The organism is Nitrosospira multiformis (assembly GCF_900103165.1).
Taxonomy (GTDB): Bacteria; Pseudomonadota; Gammaproteobacteria; order Burkholderiales; family Nitrosomonadaceae; genus Nitrosospira; species Nitrosospira multiformis_D.
This window is the reverse complement of sequence record NZ_FNKY01000001.1, coordinates 1,477,984-1,500,804: the sequence shown is the minus strand read 5'-3', so window position 1 is coordinate 1,500,804 and position 22,821 is coordinate 1,477,984. Positions and strand designations below refer to the sequence as shown.

The window sequence follows — 22,821 nt, the reverse complement described above, 5'->3', positions numbered from 1 at the left end:
TGAAAAATAAGTCAACTGCCGGATCTAGCAGCCTGTCGGACTTAAAGGAACAAGTCCGACAGGCTGCTGGTTTATTGACCACCTCATTTACAAATATCCGCGCTTTACCAACGAATCAGCACTGCCCCCCAGGTGAATCCCCCTCCTACGCCCTCCAGCAGCACATGCTGGCCGGATTGGATGCGGCCGTCACGTACGGCTGCATCCAGCGCCAGGGGAATAGAGGCTGCGGAAGTGTTACCTTGCCGGTCCAGGGTAACAACCACTTTTTCCATCGGAATCCCCAACTTCCTGGCGGTGGAGACGATAATACGGATGTTGGCCTGATGCGGAATCAACCAATCAATATCAGATACTTGCAGATTATTCTCAGCCAGCGCCTCATATACCACTTCTTCCAATACCTTTATCGCAAACTTGAAAACCGTATTACCTTCCATCGTAACGAATGGCGTGCCCTGCACCTTGCCGCCGCAGACACTCCCGGGCACCGCGAGGATTTTGCTATGGCTGCCGTCAGCATGCAGATGACTTGAAAGTATTCCAGGCTGATCACTCCGAGTCAGTATGACGGCGCCCGCGCCGTCACCGAACAGCACGCAAGTGCTGCGATCAGTCCAGTCGAGTATACGCGAATAGATTTCGGTACCAACCACCAGCGCGGTGCGGCACTTTCCGGCGCGAATAAACATGTCTGCCGTGGCAAGCGCGTAGACGAAACCACTGCATACCGCCTGCACATCAAATACCGGGCAACCCCTGACCCCGAGCTTATCCTGCAAAATGCAGGCGGTGCTGGGAAAAATCACATCCGGCGTGGTAGTGGCAACAATGATCAGATCGATATCCACAGCCGTAACACCCGCTGCCTCCATTGCTTTACGGCTCGCGTTGAGCGCCAGATCACTGGCCATTTGATTGTCCGCTGCGATGCGGCGCTCCGCGATACCGGTGCGAGTACGTATCCACTCATCACTGGTATCCACCATGCGCTCCAGATCATGATTTGTGAGAATTTTTTCCGGCAGATAGCTGCCTGTCCCCACAATTCTGGAATACATCATGTCGGATGCTCCTCCGGCATGGATCTTGGATAAGAAGACAAACTTTCCGGCTGATGCGGCAACTTTGCTGCGCGTGCACTCAGATGGCGCAGCATCCCGCCGCGCACTTCATCCACTGCGCGCGCAATGGCGAAAGTGAATGCATAACTGTCCGCCGCGCCGTGGCTTTTGATAACAATGCCACGCAATCCCAGCAGGCTCGCGCCATTGTATTGGCGGTGATCCACTCGCCGTTTGAATGCCTTAATGACCGGCAAGGCGACAAGTCCCGCGAATTTCGTGAGAAAATTTCGCTTGAATTCTTCGCGCAGGTAAGTGGAAAGCATCTGTGCTACCCCTTCCGACGTTTTCAAGGCAACATTGCCGACAAAGCCATCACACACAACCACGTCGGTCGTTCCTTTATAAATGTCATTGCCTTCGATGTTCCCGTAAAAATTGAGTCCGCTGTCCCTCAGCAATTCCGCAGCCTGTTTCACTACTTCATTACCTTTAATCTCTTCCTCGCCAATATTCAGCAAGCCGACGCTGGGTCTCTTTTTATTTTCAACGGAGGATACCAGGGTAGCCCCCATGATACCGAATTGAAGCAGATGCTCGGCGCTACAATCCACGTTGGCGCCCAGATCAAGCACATACGTGCGTCCCCGTATCGTAGGCAACACCACCGCGAGCGCAGGCCGGTCAATGCCGGGAAGCATCTTCAATACAAAACGTGAAGTTGCTATCAATGCCCCCGTATTACCCGCACTCACACAAGCTTGAGCCTCACCGTTTTTCACGAGATCGAGCGCAACTCGCATCGAGGAATTTTTCTTATTGCGTAACGCCAGGGCGGGCGACTCATCCATACCCACCACCTCGCTCGCGGCGTGAATTCTAAGTCGCGGACTGGGTGCAAATTTGATGGCGCGCAATTCCGACTCAATGGCGTCGGGCAATCCCACCAGAACAATATCCGTTCCGGGATTATGATGGAGATAATCGACGACTGCGGGAACCGTCACATGAGGGCCGTGATCGCCACCCATGCAGTCTATAGCTACGGTAATATCCAATATTGACGCCTTTGAGACCGGGGATAAGCCGGAATTTCGATGTCCCCGGAACAATGGGGCGAAATTTAATCTTCCTTGGTCTTGACGACTTTCTTGCCGCGATAATAACCGTTGGGACTGATGTGATGACGCAAATGGACCTCACCGGTTTTAGAGTCCACCGTCAACGGCGAACTGGTCAAAAAATCATGTGAGCGGTGCATACCGCGCTTGGATGGAGATTTTTTGTTTTGTTGGACTGCCATGGTGTTTCTCCTTCTTAAATATAAGTTTCAATGCAGCTTTTTCAGGTGCGCCAACGCGGAAAATGGAGTTTTTTTACCCGCTGTATCCCCGCTACCGGCCGTGATGATCGCGCATTCACTCTCTCTATGACGCGGCGAAATCGGCAGACTCAGGATTATTTCATCCTCAATCAGCGCCAGAACATCCATGTCGGATCTCGCCAAAATAACATCAATCGATTCGTCTTCATCGATACGGGAAAGTTCGCTTTCATTACTTGCCAGCAATAAATCCGTCCGCACATCCAGTACGTGCTTGAGTTCCCCGAGACAACGCTGGCACTGGAGGTTTATGGATCCCTGAACAGTGATTTGCAAAACCGGTTCGCCCTTACTCAGAGTGCCGGCAACGGTATACTTCAATTCGCCGCAATTACCAACCAGATAATCCTGCAAGCGCCCAAGCTCGGAAATCGAGATTTTACCATGATGCACGCCGGCATTACGGGCAAAATCGATGGCATCTATGATGAGATGTCCTGGCATATAAGTCTTTATAAAATCAAATTGCGCACATCCCGTCATTGCCCCGCCAGTCAGGTTGCGGGTTGCCTGCCGGCCGCGCGCTGCGCGCCTTCAGTTGGTAAGTCAACGCTTTTAGTATTAGAATCCCGAAGCTGCCCAACTGCCCATACGGCGCGCATAATATATTTTTTGCCTCCGGGTGTCAAAATCCATCTCACAGCAAACTTGAAAACACAACAAACCGCTCAACGACTTATATTGGGATCCAGCTCCATTTATCGCCATGAACTACTCAAACGCCTGCAAATTCCGTTTGAAGTATTTAGTCCGGAAATTGACGAAACCCCTCTGATAGATGAGATTCCAGAAACCACCGCGCTTCGCCTCGCGGCTGCAAAAACGCGTGCGGTTGCGGCAACCTATCCTGATGCGCTCATTATCGGCGCCGATCAGGTAGCAGTGCTGGAAGGCATCCAGCTCGGCAAACCATTGAACCGTATCAATGCAAGCAGGCAGCTACAATTCATTCGTGGGAAAGAAGTGGTATTTCATACAGCGTTGAGCCTCTTCAATGCCCGCAACGGCAACATGCAGACACGACTTATTCCTTCCCATGTCAAGTTTCGCCAATTAAGCGACCAGCAAATCGACAACTATCTCGATAAAGAACAGCCGTATCATTGTGCGGGAAGCGCCAAGGCAGAGGGGCTGGGTATCGCATTGATCGAACGTATGGTGAGCGACGACCCCAGTGCGTTGATTGGCTTGCCGCTGATCGCACTGGTGGAGATGCTGGCATATGAAGGTGTAAGGATAGTATGAACTCCGGTACGCTCTATCTCATTCCCGCCCCGCTTGGCGAAGGTGATATTGCCTGGATGATCCCCGCCGCCGTAAGGCAATGTATAACGGGGCTTGGCCACTATGTTGTCGAGCATCCAAAAACCGCCAGACAATTTCTGAAACAGATTGGCTGTATCCTGCCGTTACAGCAAATCAGCATGCAGGTGCTAAATGAACATACCCAGCCCAAAGAACTTTCAGGCTTACTTACACCATTGCTTGCGGGAAATGATGTCGGGTTACTATCTGAAGCCGGTTGCCCCGCGGTAGCCGACCCTGGTGCAGGATTAGTGCGTCTTGCTCACCAAAAGAATCTTCGGGTGGTGCCGCTGGTGGGGCCATCTTCCATATTGCTGGCACTCATGGCGTCTGGATTGAATGGCCAGCGCTTCGTGTTTCACGGCTACCTCCCGGTAGAGAAAAGCCAACGTGTCAAGACAATCGTTGAGTTGGAAAGAGACTCGATAGCCCGCGATCAGACCCAGATATTCATTGAGACCCCGTATCGCAATCAGAAGCTGCTGGAATCCCTTGTTTTTACCTGTCACGATGACACAGTTCTCTGCGTTGCTAGCAATCTCACGCTGGCAAGCGAGTATATTTCAACCAGAACAGTCAAGGAATGGAAAAACACTTTACCCGATCTTAATAACAAGCCTGCCATTTTTTTGCTGCAGGGTTAACTAGGACCTGTTACCGCAATCCCCAACCACTTCCTGTACTGATCAGCGTGTCCGCCATCACCGCCCCAAAGCGCTTGGCGAAACGCTCGGCAAATCCTTCCCGGGCCGTGTAATCCACGATGTGTTCGGCCTTGATAATTTCGCGCGCCACATATTCGGCGCTACCCATGGCATCGGCAAGTCCGAGGTCGATACTTTTCTGGCCGGTCCAGACTATGCCGCTGAATATTTCCGGTGCATCCTTCAGACGCTCTCCCCTGCCTTGCCGGACCACCTGAATAAACTGCTCATGGACATCACCCAGCATCTCTTTGGCGTATTCTTCCTGTTCGGTGTTAGGCGGTGAAAAAGGATCAAGAAAACCCTTGTTTTTTCCCGCCGTGATCAATCGCCGCTCGACGCCCAGCTTCTCCATTGCACCGGTGAAACCAAAACCATTCATCAGCACGCCGATGGAACCAACAATACTGGCTTTATCGACGTAAATCTTGTCAGCTGCGGCGGCAACATAGTAACCACCGGAGGCGCAAATGTCCTCAACTACAGCATAAAGTGGAATTTGAGGATATTCGGCGCGCAAGCGGCGGATTTCGTCGTTGATGTAACCCGCCTGCACTGGACTGCCGCCAGGACTGTTGATACGCAGAATCACGCCCTGCGTTTTCTTATCCTTGAATGCACTCTGTAAGCCCATGTTCACATTATCCGCGCTGCCAATGCTGTCGGACGAGATAATGCCACGCAGCTCAACCAAGGCAGTATGTTTGCCGGAAATGGACATTTCGCTGTCACCCAGCCATCCCAAACCAAAAAATAAAAGCATGAACAGATAGACAAACGTGAGCGATTTGAAAAATATGCCCCATTGCCGTGCCTTGCGCTGTTCCCGCACGGAAGAAAGCAGAAGTTTTTCAAGTACCTGCTTATCCCAGTTTTCGTTGTGATTATCTGAATCCGCCATGATTTGTTTCATCCTTCCAGTGAAATAACCAGCAAATCCATATAGGCATAGTTGCTGCTCATAAAAATATTACCCTCTCGCTTTTCGATTTTGTAGCCCTATAAGTGGTAGGGCGTGCGTCACCAAAAAATCCAAATCGCAGTATGGATGAGACGGATCAAGTATAACCGCGAATCATGGAATTCACTTTCTATCCGGTCTAACAGACTGGCGTGAGGATAATTTGCGGTTATCCGGTGAATCCGCCGCCACTGTCGACATCCAATCCATTCAGAAATTCCTGTAAATCTTTCGCCAACGGCGCTTCCAGAAGCAAACTCTTACCCGTCACGGGATGCACCACTTCAACCAGGAAGGCATGCAGAAACATACGCTCCAGATTTGGTTTTGCGGCGCCTCTCGCCAGCTTCTTGTTCAAGGTGAAATCCCCATACTTGTCATCACCCGCTATAGGGAAACCGAGGTGAGCAAGATGCACCCGAATCTGATGAGTACGGCCGGTTTTTAGTTCCGCTTCCAACAGACTGAAGCCCTGCCAGGATTTCTTCAGCGTAAATACCGTATGAGCCGTCATTCCCCCGATTTTATCCCGTGCACCCGTGGCAATGACTACACGCCGTTCTCCGGCGGCCGTCACGTATTTGTTGAGGGGCAGTTTCACGCTTTGCCGCGCATTATGCCACCTGCCCTTCACCAGCGTCAGGTAACGCTTTGCTATCAATCCCGCACGGATTTGACGGTGCAGGTCCACGAGTGTCGCGCGGCTTTTGGCAAGGAGCAGAACTCCGGAAGTTTCCCTGTCCAGCCGATGAACCAATTCCAGGAATTTCCAGTCTGGGTGCTGAGCACGCAGTTGCTCTATGACACCGAAGCTCACACCGCTGCCGCCATGCACCGCAAGCCCTGCCGGCTTGTTGATTACCAAGAGTGTTTCATCCTCATATAATACCTTGAATGGAATAAATGCGGATTTGGTGATCTTCTTTTTGGAAAGAGGGTTATCCTGCGCTATTCTCACCGGCGGAATACGCACAATGTCGCCCAGCTTGAGCGGATGGCCGACGTCGACGCGCTTGCTGTTAAGCCGTACCTGTCCACTCTGCAATAACTGATAGATATGGCTTTTAGGCACACTTCTAAGGCGCTTCATCAGGAAATTATCTATGCGCTGGCCGTCGCTGTCCTCCCCTACGATTTCCTTGATTACAGCGCGTGGAGGAAATTCTTTGCCTAAATCCTTAATTCTACTTATACTTACCAATTCGAAGTTCCAGCCTATCCTTTATCCGGTGCGCAAAATGGCGCTGTTGATGAGATTTTGTCCGACAGAGACAAGAGCCGACTTCGAAAACCTGGTTAATGTCGCTCACCAATAAAGTAGCGATGGTAATTGATTTGCGCGCTCAAAGCACACGTAGATTTCAGTTTTCAGTTTCGTAGCGTCCGCTTGCCGGAACAGCCATAGTCGAAACCTGATTGAAACTTAATTTTCCGGTTCTGCTTGTAAGAAAGCAGGGCCCCCAGTGACAAGCCAGAGAAATAGTCATCTTTAACAAGCAGCCCGACACCATGATCAAAGTTGCCTGACTAAAAAGTTCTCGTATACGTGCGTCGGACACAGTCTCCGTCACGCGTAGGCTGTCTGCCCGTGACCAGAGCGCGGGAGGCATAAAATGAAACGCATGTTATTTAATGCGACACAGCCGGAAGAACTCCGTGTCGCCATTGTTGACGGTCAGAAGCTTATTGATCTCGACATTGAATCCGCCGGCAAGGAACAACGCAAGAGCAATATTTACAAGGCAGTCATCACCCGTCTCGAGCCCAGTCTCGAAGCCGCTTTTGTTGAGTATGGCGGCGAACGCCACGGTTTTCTTCCATTCAAGGAAATTTCCCGCTCTTACTTCAAGGACAATGCCGACCCGGCCCGGGTTCGCGTTCAGGAAGTGCTGCATGAGGGCCAGGAACTCATCGTGCAGGTGGATAAAGACGAACGCGGGACTAAAGGCGCGGCGCTCACTACTTATATTTCACTGGCGGGCCGTCATCTGGTTCTGATGCCCAACAATCCGCGCGGCGGCGGTGTATCACGCCGCATCGAAGGCGAAGATCGTGCGGAACTGCGTGACGTAATGTCGCAACTGAATGTCCCTGCGGGCATGAGTATTATCGCCCGCACCGCAGGAATAGGACGCAGTGAAGAAGAATTACAGTGGGACCTCAATTATCTGCTACAGCTGTGGCGAGCTATTGAAGACGCCTCGAAGAATCAGAATGGCGCTTTCTTGATTTATCAGGAAAGCAGCCTTGTAATCCGCGCCATCCGCGATTACTTTCATCAGGAGATCGGCGAAATCCTGATCGATACCGAAAGCATCTACGAGCAGGCCTGTCAGTTCATGAGTCATGTCATGCCCGCCAACGTAAACCGCGTTAAGCTCTATCGCGACGATGTACCGTTATTTTCACGTTTCCAGATCGAGCACCAAATTGAAACGGCCTATTCACGCCAGGTGACGCTGCCCTCGGGTGGCGCGATCGTTATCGACCATACCGAAGCACTGGTGTCGGTCGACGTAAATTCCGCACGTGCCACGCGCGGTTCCGATATCGAGCAAACCGCGCTGAACACCAATCTGGAAGCCGCTGATGAAATCGCACGGCAACTGCGCCTGCGTGACTTGGGCGGACTGGTGGTGATTGATTTCATCGATATGGAAATCACGCGTAATCAGCGTGAAGTGGAAAATCGTCTGCATGAATCATTACGTTATGATCGTGCCCGCGTACAGATGGGCAAGATTTCGCGTTTCGGCCTGCTCGAGTTGTCGCGCCAGCGCTTGCGCCCTTCGCTGGGCGAGAGCAGCTACATTTCTTGTCCACGTTGCCATGGCACGGGACACATTCGCGGCACCGATTCCTCCGCATTGCATATTCTCAGGATCATCCAGGAGGAGGCGATGAAAGAGAACACCGCCGTGCTTCACGCCCAGGTACCGGTTGATGTCGCCACCTACCTGTTAAACGAAAAACGAGCGGAAATACATGCCATTGAAGCACGATTGAAGGTTAATGTCGTGTTAATCCCGAACGTTCATCTGGAAACTCCGAACTACAACATCACACGTTTGCGCCATGACGATGTGAAGCTTGGTGAAGTTCAAACCAGCTATCAGATGGTAGAAAAACCAGCACAGGAAATTGCTTTGCCGTCAGCCGCACAGGAAGCCAAACCGGCACGGCAGCAGGCGGCGGTGCGTGGCATCACGCCATCACAGCCAGCTCCGGTACGTGAGCAAAAATCACTCCATGAGCCTCAGCAACTCTCGTTTATGGATAAAATATTTGGCTGGTTCAAGCAAATGAGCGGGGAGGAAAGGAAAGTCCAGCCGGAACCGATCACGACCCAGCCGCAGCGGCCAGAGCGCGGACGCGGGCGACGCGATCGCGGCCGTGAAGGACGGGATGGTGAATACACTGAAAAACCGCCACGTGGCGGTCAACGCGCACGTGAGGAGCGTGGCGGCGAGGCCCCTGGTATTTCGAGTCCGGCCAAGGAAGCCGCACCTCAGCGGCTCGATCGCGGCGAACCAAAACTCCAGGGCGAACGATCCACTCAAAAAAAGCAGCAGCGCGCGCCGCGTGAAGAGAAAATCCGGACCGATGCCAAGTTACCCGCAGGGGAAGAGCGGCCAGCGACCGAAGACCTCTTGCAGCAAAGCGAAGATGGCGGACGCCGCCGTCGTCGTGGTGGAAGGCAGCGTGATCGGGGTGAGCGCTCAGAGCGCCTTCCGCACGAAAACAAACAAGCCAATGGGCGAGATCTCCATCCACAACATGCAGCCAACCAGGCTACGCCGGAAGGAAACCTTCCATCGGCGGCAGTCGCCATTCCCGCATCTGTACAGGGGGCTTCCGCGCTTATTGCTGCTGCTTCCTCCGTGCGAACAGTGGATATCCTCTCAGAACCGGAGACCGCATTCACTCCCGCATCGTTGCAAACGAACGAGACCATACCCATGGTAGCGGAGCCGGCGGCACTGGACGAATCATTGGCACCCGCCAATGTACCCATATTGGTTGAACCGGAAACCGGAGCCGGCGAACAGCTACCCGTGCAGGAGCCCGTTCCGGAATCTCCGTCTGTCAATGCGCCTGCCCTCGTCACCCTGGCGCTGGAACCCATCAAGGATGAAGCTGGGATACAGGATGGAATTCCCGCGCCAGCGCTTGAGACAACATCCGCACCAGAACTGCGAGAATCTCCGCAGCCTCAAGCGCCGCAAGTCACTGAATCACCGAATCTGGCGGAAAGCGGATTGATCATGATAGAGACCATTCCGGAAAAAATAAAACCCGTGGAGACTGATGCAGCAGAGGAACCCACTTTGACGGAGCCGCGGCGGAAAAGATCCACTCCCCCACCATTGGTGGAGCATAATGAACCGTTAGTACAAATCGAAACGCATAAATAAACAACCCGTCCCAAAGGGGCGGGGTACTACTCGTAATCTAGGGCCTGTTTGCAACGCCACAAATGGCGGAAAATTCGACCCGAAGAAATAAAAAAGGCGGAAATGACTTCCGCCTTTTTTATCTTACCGTGACAAATCTGCGCAGAAGATAGATTTAAATTTACTTTAACCTAAGTCGACCCTGTAGCCAGCTCACGAAAAAACGCAGGTGACGCAGGTATTCTTTGCGGCGCTTGGTACTAAACTGAATAGTGGCCAACTGCCGAATTCAGGGTTCAATTATCTCTTCATTACGAATTCTATCAAGCAACCCCCTCCCCGCTTCCTCTACCAAGTTCAGAACGTGTTCAAAGCCCTGGTGTCCACCAAAATAGGGGTCGGGTACTTCTGTTACACCTTCAGAAAACTGTTTGCCATATTGCATCAGCAGCCCGAGCTTATGGCTGTATTGAGGCGGGCATTCCCGCTTGAGTATGGCAAGATTTCCCCTATCCATCGCCAGAATATAATGAAAAACTTCGAAATCCCTCTCATGTATCTGCCGCGCACGTAATTCTCTCGCATCATAGCCACGCCGCACGGCTGCTCTTTGAGCCCTTTCATCCGGCGGCTCGCCAGTGTGAAAATCATGGGTACCGGCGGAATCGATATAGATCGCCTCTTCAAAGCCGGCGGCCTTGACTTGATGTCTGAACACCGCCTCCGCGGTAGGTGAACGACAAATATTACCCATGCAGACAAAAAGAACTTTAATCATTATTTTTCCAATCAATACGTTATAACCAATTTCTTAACCAGGATATATCGTCAAGATAAGGCCGGCACAGTGTGGAAAACTCCATAGGGGCTGATGTTAAAGTGTACCAAAGATGAGATAGGATTTGGGTGGATCGGAACATCCGGTCGCATACCTCCAAGCAATCGTGCCACCTATTCCTGTTTTGACTGCCCTTGCGACTCCCCTATATACATCTCTCATATTTCATCTCGATGTTTCTTTACCATTCTGTCCATTTCATGCCCATCCCCGGCTTCGGGATAGCATAAACGGAACAATATATTTGCCCGCTACGCACGGCAATAAAACGTATTGACCGTATAAACAGCGGAGGTATACAGTAGAAATAAATACTCTCTCCAAAAGAAGAAAAAGGAAGGAAACCCATGCCGGAGAAAAAAATCGTCGACGTAACGGAACAGAAGCGGTTGAATGACGCCCGCGAGGCGGGAATCCCGTGGAAGAAATGGGGACCCTACCTCAGCGAGAGGCAGTGGGGCACAGTCCGCGAGGACTACAGCGAGGACGGCAACGCGTGGGACTATTTTTCCCATGATCAGTCGCGCTCGCGCGCCTACCGTTGGGGCGAGGACGGGCTGGGGGGAATCTGCGATGAAAAACAGCGGCTGTGCTTTGCCCTCGCTCTGTGGAACGAGCATGACCCTATCCTGAAGGAGCGCCTGTATGGGCTCACCAACAGCGAGGGCAACCATGGCGAGGATGTCAAGGAGTACTACTTCTACATCGACAGCACGCCCACCCACTCTTACATGAAGTATCTGTACAAGTATCCGCAGCGGGCGTTTCCCTACCGCGATCTTATCGAGAAAAACCGGGGACGGTCACGGGAAGAGTTCGAGTATGAATTGCTCGATACCGGCGTGTTTGACGACAACCAGTATTTTGACGTGTTCCTGGAGTATGCCAAAAACGGCCCGGAAGACATACTCATCCGTATCACCGCTCACAATCGCGGGCAGGAAGCAGCCCGGCTCCGTCTGTTGCCGACGCTGTGGTTCCGAAACACGTGGTCTTGGGGCACGGATGATCAAAAGCTCTCACTGCGCATGGTGGCGCCAGGTACGATTCAAGCCTCCCACCATGAATTGGGCGAGTACTGGCTGTATTGCGATGGAGCGCCCGAGCTACTGTTCACGGAGAATGAGAGCAATGCGCAGCGCCTCTGGAAGCAACCTAATGCTTCTCCCTACGTCAAGGATGCGTTCCACGCTTACATCATCTCGGGTCAGGACGAGGCGGTGAATCCCGCGCAGGTAGGGACCAAGGCCGCAGCCCACTATATTCTCGACGTGCCCGGCGGCGAAAGCAAGACCGTCCGCCTCCGTCTGACAAACGCCAGCATGGACGATGCATTTGGCGGTTTCGAGCCGATATTTGACAGCCTGATCGCCGACGCCGACGAATTCTATGACCGGATTTCACCAAACTCGCTGAACGAAGATGAACGCCGGGTGCACCGTCAGGCACTGGCGGGAATGCTGTGGAGCAAGCAGTATTACTATTTCGACCTGGAGCAGTGGCTGAGCGAGCACAATAGTCATCCGCTGCTCGAATCCGTCCGGCACGGAGTGCGGAACACAGAATGGTTCCACATGCTCAACGCCGACGTGATTTCAATGCCGGACAAGTGGGAATACCCCTGGTATGCGGCCTGGGATCTGGCCTTCCACACGTTGGGTCTGGCACTGGTGGATTTCGATTTCGCCAAGGAGCAGCTTCTGCTGATGCTGCGTAATCTCTATTTTCATCCCAACGGACAGATTCCCGCCTACGAGTGGAACTTCAGCGATGTGAATCCGCCGGTGCATGCCTGGGCTACGCTGTCCCTCTACAAAACGGGGCGCGCACTCGGCCGGCCGGACCTTCGTTTCCTGGAACGATCATTTCAGGGGTTGATGCTGAATTTCAACTGGTGGGTGAACCGGAAGGATCCCACGGGGCGCAACGTCTTCGCTGGCGGCTTTCTGGGGTTGGACAACATTGGCGTATTCGACCGGAGCGCACAGCTTCCAACGGGCGGAACGCTGGAGCAGGCGGACGGGACGGCCTGGATGGCGTTCTACTGCCAGTGCATGCTCGAAATGGCCCTTATTCTGTGCGAATACGACACAATATACGAGGACATTGCCTACAAATTCATCGAGCATTTTATCTGGATTTCCTATGCGATGGACCGCATCGGCGAACATCACGACGAGATGTGGGACGAGCAGGACGGCTTCTTCTATGATCTGCTGCGCCTGCCGGACGGCCAGGCGATGCGTCTAAAAGTGCGGTCGATGGTAGGACTGCTGCCGCTGTGCGCATCCACGGTATTCGGGGCGAACGTGGCGATGCAACATCCGAAGCTGACGGAGATGACGGCCTTGTTCCGGAAACGCCATCCGGAGGTGTTTTCCCACCTCGCCCCGACTGAAGAGGGTTACATCGGCTATAAAGGGCGGCGACTGGTATCGATCCTCAGCAAAAAGAAGCTTAAGCGAGTGCTCGGTTACCTGCTCGACGAGAACGAATTTCTCGGGCCGCACGGAATTCGTTCACTTTCGCGCTATCACCTGGATCATCCGTTCAGGTTCTGGGTGGGCCATCAGGAGCTTAAGGTCCAATATCTGCCAGCCGAATCGGATAGCGGAATGTTCGGCGGGAATTCCAACTGGCGGGGTCCGGTATGGATGCCGGTCAATACGCTGATTATCCGGGCACTATTGAATTTATATAGTTTTTATGGTGACGAATTCAAGGTTCAGTGCCCGGCCGGTTCCGGCCAATACATGACGCTGTTCGAAGTCGCGCAGGAAATCTCACGCCGGCTGGCAAGCATTTTCCTGCGCGATGCCGACGGACGGCGACCGGTCTACGGCGGAACGGCCAAGTTCCAGGAAGATCCGCATTGGCGCGACCTGATTCTGTTTTATGAGTACTTCCACGGCGACAACGGAGCGGGGCTTGGGGCCAGCCACCAGACGGGCTGGACCGGTCTGATCGCCTCCCTTCTGGATCTCTTTGGTCGCCTCGACGCCGAGATCGGGCTGGAGACCGAACGCGAGGACATATTTGACCGGCTCGTGAAGGAGCAGGCGGGTGGCGAGGACGAGACCGGGAAATAAGATGAAAACCTGCGCTACCCCGGTATCTTTCCCTGCTTCAGGTCGATACTCGCGTTTATCTGTCGGACCGCGCCGCTGAGTTAGGCCGGCCGGCGGCGATTATCACTTATCTGACACCGGGGTTGAGTTTTTTCCATCAAGAGCAATTCGTGGGCCGGAAGACACGGATCCCAGTCTATTTGCGGCGAGGGCGGGGGAGCCGGGGGATCATGCTATCGCCGAATTTTATACTGCGTTGCTCGAGTGCCTGCGGGACCCGGTCTTTCGTGAAGGCAGCTGGCGGTTGCTTGAGTGTCGTCCCGCTTGGGACGGCAACTGGACCTCGGACTGTGCGATCGAATGGGGACGGCGATTTATGAGAGGAATGGAAGCGATCTGGCCATGCAAGGTCTTTATGTGGACGCGCCGGCATGGGCCTATCACGTATTTGACATATGGGGGCGGAACATTGGGTTGGCTCAGAGGATGCGGACGAGCACGATAAAAAAACCACGGGCCATTGATCCAGCTATACGATATGATGCATTTTGTCATTCCAAGCGTTACCAACCTTTTTCCCCTGTTGTTCCCAGCGTGAGTCCCTTTTTATTTTACGAGGAGAAATGCATTGAACACCTATAGTCAGAAAATACTCAATAATTCAAGAGAATGGGTATTATCGTTATGCGTTGTTGGCGCGCTGCTTTCCGGATGTGCCTCCATGGAGTCGGAGTCGAATAAGGCCAAGGACAAAGTGGTCCAACCTGCGCCTGATGCCGGTTTCATCGAACACCCCGAGCGACAGAGTAAGCCCACCGATCTGCCGTTCCAGAAAGTTTGGATTAAGCCCGGCTATGATAAAAGTGGCTACCACGAACTGATTGTCGCGCCGGTGAACACCCGGTATATGCTGGAGATGGACTGGCTTCACAGCGCAGGTTCAGCCAACTGGCTCAGCGATGTCAAAAAGGATATCGAAGAACTCGCGCTCTACTTTCATGATCAGGTAGTGAAAGAATTCAAAGAGGATCCGAATCACCGCTTCCGGGTTATCGAGTATTCCGGTCAACAAAAGCGCCCGGGGACGCTACGCCTGGAACTGGCCCTGATTGAAGTCAACCCTTCCCAACCCGTATTGCACGCCCTCGCCTGGGCCGGGCCTCCGGGAACCGGCACCGCCGCCGGGGCGGTCAATCAGCGCAGAGCCGCGTTCGAAGGCCGGTTGCGGGACCTGAACACCGACGAGATCGTGGCGACCTTCGCTGACCGCGACACGCAGGATGCCGGTCCACTCGATCTGACTCGCCTTACCTGGTACGGCCCTGCCAGAGGTATCCTGGACCGATGGGCGCAGCAGTTTGTGAAAATCGCTAATCGCAAGCCCGGCGAAGCGGTGACCGATCCGACTGCATATACGTTGCGGCCTTTTTAGCAACCGGCCGGACTTGAAGAATCGAAGCGAAAAAGTGACTGAAGAGGACAGAGTTTGACAATTTTGAAGGCCAATAGTTATTCTATTGCCTTTATGGGCCAAAAGCGGCGAAATATGGACCAGCCACATGCTTTCAGCCAATTTACTTTAAGTCCAGTCTGGCAGACTGCCAGTCTATGCGGGTCAGTTCTCCGGCTACGGGAGAGATCTAAAATGTCGCGCAGTTCGTCAGCCATGCATTATACTGAATGTATTAAGCTAATGTTTGACGTCCGGGTAAAGGATGTAAGCCTGTTCTTTCAACCGGCTCAGGCAATGAAATAACATTTCACACAAAACTCAACCGACCAACCTTAACTTCCTAGGGAGTAATAAATAATGAAGAAAAATTTAACGAACATGCTGCGCTCAGCTTTGTTGATTATCGCCGCGACACTGGCGCTGCCCGCATTCGCCGAAGATGACGCTGCTCCGGCAAGCAATATGGAAATTTTGCGTGACAAGGTCGTTGCGGATAAGAAATTTGTTGTTGCGAATAACATGAAGCTGACCGAGGCAGAAGCAAAAGCGTTCTGGCCTATCTATGACGCCTACCAGCAAGATCTGCACCAGATCAACGAACGCTTGGCGAAGGTAATCAATGATTACGCCCTGGCCTATAACAAGGGAGCGTTACTAGACAATACGGCAAAGAAACTGCTTGATGAAGCAATCGCTGTCGAATTGGCGGAAGTCAAGCTGAAACAGTCGTATGCACCCAAGCTCAGCAAGGTTCTTCCTGGAGTAAAGGTGGCACGTTACTTGCAGATCGAGAACAAGATCCGGGCCATTGTTCGCTATGAACTCGCTGCCGCTATTCCATTGGTGGAGTAAGTCAGAAAGGTTCAGCGTAACCGGCTTTCAGGTAAATAAATGGGATTTTTCTTAAATATACCTATACCAGAGGCAAGGAAAATGATTTTGAAATCGATAATGTCAATAGCGGTGTTGGCAGCCCTCGTCAGCGCCCCGGCAATTGCGCAGCAGGTCATCTATCCTGCAAAGGGTCAATCGGCGGCGCAACAGCAGAAGGACGAAGCCGAGTGTTACACATGGGCCAAGGGACAGACAGGCTATGATCCGGCACAGGCCACCGCGTACGCATCAGCGCCCCCACAGCAGGAGATCGGGGGCGAGCGGGTAAGGGGTGCCGCTCGCGGGGCAGCTGGTGGAGCCCTGATTGGCGCGATTGCCGGTGACGCCGGCAAGGGGGCCGCGATTGGCGCTGTAGGAGGAACAATGGTGGGTGGCGCAAGGCAGCGTCGTAAGCGGGACGAGAATGAATACGCTGCAGCACAGTACCAGCAGGCCGCAGGACAACAGCAACAGAATTTTCAGCGTGCCTATGGCGCCTGCTTCGAAGGCCGGGGCTATACGGTAAGGTAAACCACTCCAACCATGACGGTTCCGGATTGACGAGCTTTATCGTCAACCACAATGGCATCGTCTATGAGAGGGATTCGGTCCGAACGCAGCAAAAACTGGGCAGCAATTTCGCCAAGGCTACTCCAGCCAGGGGGTTATTCTGAGCCAAATCGCCACCATCGTTAGCTTGACAATGCTCGGCTTGCTGATGGTGGCGACCGGCGGCTGGGGCGTACTCGCCCTCACTTATTCAGGGCCGCATAGCGATATGGTGCGTAGCAGCCTAGCCGCGGCATTTGCGGTGGCATCGCTTGCGGCGTTGATTGCACTTGGCTTTCCCCGCTGGCGCTGGCTTGCCCTTGCCGCTTACTTCGTGCTGTTCGCGGTGCTGGTGGTATGGTGGCGCGGCATCGAGCCGTCCAACGAGCGCGACTGGCAAACCGACGTGGCGGTGTTGCCTTACGCCACCATCGAAGGCGATGTGGTCACGATGCACAACATTCGCAACTTCGACTACCGCAGCGAGACCGACTACACCCCCGCCTACTACGACAAGCGCTTCGATCTGCGCAAGCTGGAAGGCATCGATCTTGTGGCCGTCTACTGGATGGGACCGGCCATCGCCCATATATTCGTAAGTTTTGCCTTTGCCGGCGGCGACCACTTGGCCGTTTCCATCGAGACGCGCAAGGAGAAGGGAGAGGACTATTCCACCATCAAGGGTTTCTTCCGGCAATATGAACTCTACTACGTGGTAGCCGACGAACGCGACGTCATACGGCTGCGCACCAACTATCGCCGCAATCCGCCTGAGGATGTCTATGTATACCGGCTGCAAGGCCCGCTTGAAAATGGCCGGCGGGTGTTTCTGGATTATATAAAAAAGATCAATGCACTCAATAACCATCCCGAGTTTTACAATACCCTGACAACCAACTGCACGACCAATATCTGGCTCCACTCGCGGGTCAACCCGGAACATCTGCCCTTCAGCTGGAAGATCCTGGTGAGCGGCTATGTTCCCGAGCGTGCCTATGAAACAGGGCGCCTTGATACCCGCATGCCGTTCCCTGAGCTCCAGCGACGCGCCCACATCAATACCCGGGCGCAGGCGGCGGACAGCGCAGCGGATTTTTCGCGCCGCATCCGGCAGGAGCCCGGGATGACGGCTCCCGCAACACCTCAAACCTCGCGTTGAATGGGCGCTGACCATCTGGAAAAATACAGCACAACCGGAACACCGCGTGGAAGAGAACATTTACTTTTTTCCTCACCAAGCCGCGTCCAATCTGCTTTAATGAGATTGTAACTTTAACTTTATTAATAGCTGAAACAATCAAACCATGATGACACGTGCTGACTATCTACCCATAAAAATTCTATGGTTGATTTCCTTTCTCTTAATTTCCATTTTCTTATCCGGTTGCGCCAGTATCAGTAAAGGCGTGACGGCAGCCATTCTAGAAAAATCCGAAAGTGCGGATACTCGCCTATGTCAGGTGTGGGGCCAACCCTTTTCAGGTATTGAACCGGGACTGGCCAAAAAACAGGGGAAAACCAAGGTTCTGATGGTACATGGCGTAGGCGATCATATTCCAGGGTTTACCACCCAATTTCTGGGAAAATTAGCCAAGGAGTTGGACCTGAACGTTCGTTCGGGAGCTCCTAAAAATATCACCATAACGACACCATTGTTCCCCGACATGAATCTTGGCAATTTGCGCATAGTGCGCCTGCTGAATGAGAAGAATGGCAAGGAATTTATATTTTACGAGCTCACCTGGTCGGAAATTACCCGAGAAGAGAAAAAGCTGCTGGCCTTCGATAATTCCGGAGAATACGAGTTTCGGAGAGCTACCATGAACAGCATGCTAAAGAAATTCAGCAATGATACAGGCCCCGATCCACTTATTTATTTGGGAAAAAGCAGAGTGCCTATTCAGGCGGCGTTCGCGCAATCATTCTGCTGGATGGTAAAACATGACTGGAAAAACATTCCCGAGAGCGGTAAACATCCATGCCTTGGCTTGGACGATGCTACCGATACCGATACCTATAATATGATCAATGATGACTATATTTTTATTTCACATAGCCTGGGTAGCCGTATCACGATTGATGGCATGCAGCGTATTGCTGGAATGCTGCCAAATCAGGAAAAAATCCGTGCGGCGGAAAACATAAAAATTGGCGTGTCTGAAAAGGTGATCCAGGCACTCCGTAATAAGCGCATCCCTATTTTCATGCTGTCCAATCAACTGCCGATGCTGCAATTGGGCAGAGAGCTTCCCGAAGTAACCGGACAGATAGCAGAATATTGCGAACCTGAAGGTCCTAATTATCAACAGCGCTTAGTCAGTGAAACATCCATTATTGCCTTTAGTGATCCCAATGACTTATTAAGTTACGGGATACCTCCAGGGTTTAGTGAAAAATATCTTGACTCCAGACTATGTCCACGCATCACTAACGTCAATATCAATGTGGCCAAAACTATCGATGCCTTCGGTATCAGCGGTCTTGCCAATCCAATGTACGCCCACGTGGGTTACGATACAGATGATCGTATTGTTGCCCTGATTGCCAGGGGAATCGGCAATCCCAATACATCGCCGCTTATTACGCAAAAGTGTGAATTTACAAAAACAGTCGAGTAAATGACAGCGTGGTGCCTCAAATGATCAAGACCGCTATAACTGCTCCCATTCACTCAATAACCCCCAGCTAAAGCTGGGGGTTATTGAGGCTTCAATGTGTGAGTCACAGCCTACTCGCGACTATTCTTTCTCTATCCTTAATCTGGATAAATACGCGTGATTTTCGAACCCTGCAAACCTAAACCAGCCATTAACCCTTTTTGATCGAAAATGAATCCATAAATGCTATCTTGCAAGGTGCTCGTAGTTAAACTCCTGCCCATTCCTTCGTCCACGAGAACGATACTCGGGCCTACCCCCACTTCAAAGCCTCCGGACTTGTCAAGATACTTGAGGGAATCATCAGTCATAAAAAATAATGCGTAGCCAAATTTCTGTATGCCAGCTTGAAGACCATACGAACCAGCCACGGTGTTGTAATAGGCAACTGTCTTGCCGTTCTTACGCAAGGCCCCGCCGCCTCCATATTGCGCGCCGCCTATGAAGCCGGCTTTGAGAATAGTTGGAAACACCAATATGCCTTTCGCTTTCGCTGCAAGAGCTCTGGCAGCCGGAGTGGATGCGTAAAGGTCATTCAATGCCCTGTCAGCACCACGATCTATCTCCGCTTTGGTACCCGACAGCGGACTTCCCGTGGATTGGCAACCGGTAAGGGCGAGCAGGCTCATCAGTAATACACTTAACAAAGTTCTGTTCAACATTTCTTTATCTCCTTATAATTAAACAACCACCCGGATAGTACGACGGGATTTTTTCACAATCCCCCGTAATATGCAGCATAGCATATGAGCTATTGGTTGCAAGGATTTGCCCCGCTGATGCGTAACGCCGACTGGTTTTTTATTATTTCACAGATAGAATAATTGCTGTCCCTCCCCCCTGCTTCGACAACCGGTTCTTCATCGAGGCTAAAAATGCTTAACAGTTTAAACCGACCTTAATAGGGAAAATAAATGGATAAGTTGGCTAATGCCCGAAAGGGATATCCGGCGCATGCTGCGTGCTACCGCTCTTTTCTGGTGCCCCTGCTGTTGTCGTCTGTCGCGGCCTTCGCGGCTCCCCTGCCCACGGCCAAGGAGGTCATTACCGCGCTCTCACTTAAACAGGACCAGGTTGCGAAGCTCGATGGAGGCGACGTCATTGCGCTGGAGCTTGGCGAGGCCACTCAGAAAGAACTCGCAATGGGCTTGGCCATTTACCTGCCGTCACCACCGGCGAAACTTGTTGCTTATTTCAAAAGCGGCAAGTTGGCTACAATCGACCCCGATATCATTGCGCAGGGGCAAGTGCGACCGGATCCCGTCGCCGATGATTTCAAAGGGTTTGGTTATACATTTAAGCAGAGCGACGAAGCCCGGGATCTGCTAAATGCCAAGGCGGGTGACCGGTTTAATTTATCCAGTGCGGAAATTCAAGGTCTTGCATTGCTAAAGAAGAAATTAGCGAGTGCTGATAAAGCCGCCTTGGTGGCCGCGGCATCGCAACACTACCGGGAGATTTTATTGCAGCGCTGGCAAGCTTACCACAAAGAGGGCCTGGCAGGTATTGCACCTTACGCCCGTGACGGAGCTGAAGCTAGCCCGGCAAAGGAATTGCAAACTGCGACCGCCAGCAGCAAGTTGTTCGAAAGCTATTTCCCCGATCTGTACAAGGCTTGGCTGAATCATCCAAATAAATTGCCTTCCGGCGTCGAAGAGCAATTTTATTGGCTTAACCGGAAAGTAGAGGACCGGCCTACGGCTATACTCAGCCACCGCATCCTGCAAACTTCCGATACTGGTTCGGTAATTCTCGCACGGCAATTCTATGTCGGGCACTCCTACAACTCCAGTCAACTAATCGTCGGCTGCCTGCCTTACCGTAACGGCTCCATCATATTTTACGGCCACCGGACTTCCACTGATCAAGTTGCCGGCATGGGCAGCAGCTTAAAGCATAGCATTGGCCGCGATCAGATGAAGGGGGAAATGACCAAGAATCTGATGAGACTGCGTTCCTCAATTCAATCTTACTAAGGCCAGCATTATGATGACTCGAAATATAATCTCCTGTTGCGGAAACACATGGCGAAACCAGGTGGGACGTATGAGTCAATTTAATAACGGGTCATTGATCCTCAGTCTATCCGCACTGGTGATCGCGGTGCTATCCGCTACCGGGATTGCAGAGGCCAACGCGACCGAGCGGCGGTCACAGGCCGCCGCACAATTTGCCAAGGGCAAAGTCGAAGGGTTTGAACTGCAACGCAAGGATTTCCGTTTCTTCGGCTTTACCGCCTGGTTGAAACGCGGCGGAGAATGGCACATCGAAGGACCAGTCCGTCACCGTGGAATGCTCTGCGGCACCTACGAAGCCGGAATGCGTTTTGGCGTCGGCAAGCCCGATTGTACAGATGTGCAGTGGGTTTCCGGGGTCCGATACGTGACCTCCCAGTACCAGTGCAACAATGCTGAGATGACCCACTCCGGCACGGAGATTGATGAGTCTCTAATAGGACCGTTTGATGCCATCACTTGTGCCGAACAGGTGATTCGCTGCACCGGCAACTGCAAATAGCAAGACCCGCATCCGCAGCGGACGGATGCGGGTCTTGCATTCTAATTTCCCAGCTGAGTTTCAGGTGTATATTAAACGTGCCGGCTACGGCCACAAATCGCTATTCCTTGGGCAGCTCGCATGCGGAGCCACCCCGCATATCGCAAAACCGCCACCGCGTCTTCTTTGCCCAATAAGCGTAAGCCTGCTCGACGTCTTCCCATGACTTCAATGATTTCCAGGCGTATTTACCGCCACCGCGGCGATCAACTGCAGCAGCCAGTAATTCGCCAGTCTGGCTGTCTGTCGCCTCCCCTTCAACCGATGCGCTGCCGACAAGGGCCTCCGTGCCAGTGAGCTGCTTTTTCCCTTTCGACATCAGAATTGAGCCTGGATGCACCGCAGTGACGTTGTCCAGCACCGGAATATTCTTGCCGGCTTGCGTGATCCCGACACGAATCCTTATTACTCCCGGACCTGGCTCCTGGACCATGGTGTAATCCTTGCTCAATTCCTCATTGGTGCGTGACCAGAGGTATTGGGACAAATAATCTGCGTCTTCCTTGTCAAGATCCTTGGCGCTCGATTTCTCCCCACGATAAACTTGAATCGGCTCCAGCAGGACTTTCGTATAAGATTTGAACTTGGCCTTATCCGGCGTGAAATACACCATCGTCGCCTCGGTTTCGTTCGCCGCTGTACGCAGCTTTGAATAGTCTTTCAAAAACCCGCTTGGCTCCGCCTTTCCAAACCCTCCAGCCTGTTCGGAAGTGGCGCATGCCGTGAGCATCACCGCGCATAGCCCGCCCAACATCAATCGCTGCATATTCATATTCATGAGTAGCCTCCATTAGATTGTCTACGCCGTGATTTATCCCTCACGGTGAAAATGATTCTATGCAACTTGCACGGGTAAAGCAATCTGATTATTTATCCCTGATTCTCAGTCCAGAATTCCGCGATTGAATTTTCATCACACGGTTGGGGGGAGTCGAACGGTACCGAGTCAGGCCGGTTGCAGCACTTCAGGTATAAACACATTACTAGCAATCGCATCCCCTGCCGCACCCATTGC

Annotated in this window: 20 protein-coding genes; 11 read left to right on the top strand and 9 right to left on the bottom strand. The window is 52.5% G+C overall.

Going from position 1 to position 22,821, the window contains the following annotated elements:
- Nucleotides 1-104 precede the first annotated feature (104 nt).
- The 4 genes from BLR00_RS06725 to BLR00_RS06710 all read right to left on the bottom strand — a co-directional run bounded on the left by BLR00_RS06725 (nt 105) and on the right by BLR00_RS06710 (nt 2,892).
- Nucleotides 105-1,064 (bottom strand): beta-ketoacyl-ACP synthase III, encoded by a 960-nt coding sequence (locus BLR00_RS06725; RefSeq protein WP_074631670.1) that lies wholly within the window; start codon nt 1,062-1,064, stop codon nt 105-107.
- On the bottom strand, nt 1,061-2,122 hold the full coding sequence (plsX, locus tag BLR00_RS06720; RefSeq protein ID WP_074631669.1) for a phosphate acyltransferase PlsX: 1,062 nt from the start codon (nt 2,120-2,122) through the stop codon (nt 1,061-1,063). Before plsX ends, BLR00_RS06725 begins: the two co-directional genes overlap by 4 nt.
- Nucleotides 2,123-2,187: 65 nt before the next feature.
- Nucleotides 2,188-2,367, bottom strand: coding sequence for a 50S ribosomal protein L32 (gene rpmF, locus BLR00_RS06715; protein ID WP_074631668.1), 180 nt, complete (start codon nt 2,365-2,367; stop codon nt 2,188-2,190).
- Between the two features lie 27 nt (nt 2,368-2,394).
- Nucleotides 2,395-2,892 carry a YceD family protein gene (locus tag BLR00_RS06710; protein WP_074631667.1) on the bottom strand — a complete coding sequence of 166 codons (498 nt, stop codon included), beginning with the start codon at nt 2,890-2,892 and terminating at the stop codon, nt 2,395-2,397.
- 204 nt (nt 2,893-3,096) lie between these two features.
- On the opposite strand from BLR00_RS06710, the gene BLR00_RS06705 reads away from it, so the two are divergent.
- Together BLR00_RS06705 and BLR00_RS06700 are read left to right on the top strand one after the other, a co-directional pair.
- A complete protein-coding gene (locus BLR00_RS06705; protein ID WP_074634179.1) occupies nt 3,097-3,693 on the top strand; it encodes a Maf family nucleotide pyrophosphatase in 597 nt (198 codons plus the stop codon).
- A complete protein-coding gene (locus BLR00_RS06700; RefSeq protein ID WP_074631666.1) occupies nt 3,690-4,397 on the top strand; it encodes an SAM-dependent methyltransferase in 708 nt (235 codons plus the stop codon). Before BLR00_RS06705 ends, BLR00_RS06700 begins: the two co-directional genes overlap by 4 nt.
- Nucleotides 4,398-4,407: 10 nt before the next feature.
- On the opposite strand, the gene BLR00_RS06695 is transcribed toward BLR00_RS06700, so the two are convergent.
- Nucleotides 4,408-5,358 (bottom strand): S49 family peptidase, encoded by a 951-nt coding sequence (locus BLR00_RS06695; protein ID WP_074634178.1) that lies wholly within the window; start codon nt 5,356-5,358, stop codon nt 4,408-4,410.
- A gap of 229 nt (nt 5,359-5,587) precedes the next feature.
- Entirely contained in the window at nt 5,588-6,619 is a 1,032-nt protein-coding gene (locus BLR00_RS06690) for an RluA family pseudouridine synthase (protein WP_081346661.1), read from the bottom strand.
- Nucleotides 6,620-7,031: 412 nt separating this feature from the next.
- Here BLR00_RS06690 and BLR00_RS06685 point away from each other — a divergent pair, with 412 nt between their 5' ends.
- Nucleotides 7,032-9,833: an Rne/Rng family ribonuclease gene (locus BLR00_RS06685; protein ID WP_074631665.1), complete on the top strand. Its 2,802-nt coding sequence runs from the start codon at nt 7,032-7,034 to the stop codon at nt 9,831-9,833.
- A 268-nt stretch (nt 9,834-10,101) separates the two neighbouring features.
- On the opposite strand, the gene BLR00_RS06680 is transcribed toward BLR00_RS06685, so the two are convergent.
- Nucleotides 10,102-10,590 (bottom strand): low molecular weight protein-tyrosine-phosphatase, encoded by a 489-nt coding sequence (locus BLR00_RS06680; protein ID WP_074631664.1) that lies wholly within the window; start codon nt 10,588-10,590, stop codon nt 10,102-10,104.
- A 407-nt stretch (nt 10,591-10,997) separates the two neighbouring features.
- Here BLR00_RS06680 and BLR00_RS06675 point away from each other — a divergent pair, with 407 nt between their 5' ends.
- The 6 genes from BLR00_RS06675 to BLR00_RS06645 all read left to right on the top strand — a co-directional run bounded on the left by BLR00_RS06675 (nt 10,998) and on the right by BLR00_RS06645 (nt 19,211).
- Nucleotides 10,998-13,739, top strand: coding sequence for an MGH1-like glycoside hydrolase domain-containing protein (locus BLR00_RS06675; RefSeq protein ID WP_074631663.1), 2,742 nt, complete (start codon nt 10,998-11,000; stop codon nt 13,737-13,739).
- 607 nt (nt 13,740-14,346) lie between these two features.
- Entirely contained in the window at nt 14,347-15,150 is an 804-nt protein-coding gene (locus tag BLR00_RS06665; RefSeq protein WP_107878352.1) for a DUF3313 family protein, read from the top strand.
- Between the two features lie 378 nt (nt 15,151-15,528).
- Nucleotides 15,529-16,023 (top strand): hypothetical protein, encoded by a 495-nt coding sequence (locus BLR00_RS06660; RefSeq protein WP_074631660.1) that lies wholly within the window; start codon nt 15,529-15,531, stop codon nt 16,021-16,023.
- A gap of 87 nt (nt 16,024-16,110) precedes the next feature.
- The gene (locus tag BLR00_RS06655) at nt 16,111-16,575 is read left to right on the top strand and encodes a YMGG-like glycine zipper-containing protein (RefSeq protein WP_256324073.1); all 465 of its coding nucleotides are present in this window, start codon (nt 16,111-16,113) and stop codon (nt 16,573-16,575) included.
- 250 nt (nt 16,576-16,825) lie between these two features.
- On the top strand, nt 16,826-17,752 hold the full coding sequence (locus BLR00_RS06650; RefSeq protein ID WP_218124310.1) for an Lnb N-terminal periplasmic domain-containing protein: 927 nt from the start codon (nt 16,826-16,828) through the stop codon (nt 17,750-17,752).
- A gap of 145 nt (nt 17,753-17,897) precedes the next feature.
- Complete coding sequence (locus BLR00_RS06645) at nt 17,898-19,211, top strand: hypothetical protein (RefSeq protein ID WP_218124309.1); 1,314 nt, start codon at nt 17,898-17,900, stop codon at nt 19,209-19,211.
- A 137-nt stretch (nt 19,212-19,348) separates the two neighbouring features.
- On the opposite strand, the gene BLR00_RS06640 is transcribed toward BLR00_RS06645, so the two are convergent.
- On the bottom strand, nt 19,349-19,912 hold the full coding sequence (locus tag BLR00_RS06640; RefSeq protein ID WP_074631658.1) for a lipid-binding SYLF domain-containing protein: 564 nt from the start codon (nt 19,910-19,912) through the stop codon (nt 19,349-19,351).
- Between the two features lie 252 nt (nt 19,913-20,164).
- On the opposite strand from BLR00_RS06640, the gene BLR00_RS06635 reads away from it, so the two are divergent.
- Both BLR00_RS06635 and BLR00_RS06630 read left to right on the top strand, forming a co-directional pair.
- The gene (locus BLR00_RS06635; RefSeq protein WP_074631657.1) at nt 20,165-21,226 is read left to right on the top strand and encodes a hypothetical protein; all 1,062 of its coding nucleotides are present in this window, start codon (nt 20,165-20,167) and stop codon (nt 21,224-21,226) included.
- A 70-nt stretch (nt 21,227-21,296) separates the two neighbouring features.
- The gene (locus BLR00_RS06630; protein WP_074631656.1) at nt 21,297-21,767 is read left to right on the top strand and encodes a hypothetical protein; all 471 of its coding nucleotides are present in this window, start codon (nt 21,297-21,299) and stop codon (nt 21,765-21,767) included.
- A 100-nt stretch (nt 21,768-21,867) separates the two neighbouring features.
- On the opposite strand, the gene BLR00_RS06625 is transcribed toward BLR00_RS06630, so the two are convergent.
- Nucleotides 21,868-22,584, bottom strand: a complete 717-nt coding sequence (locus BLR00_RS06625) for a DUF3313 domain-containing protein (protein WP_074631655.1) — start codon at nt 22,582-22,584, stop codon at nt 21,868-21,870.
- Nucleotides 22,585-22,821: the final 237 nt, after the last annotated feature.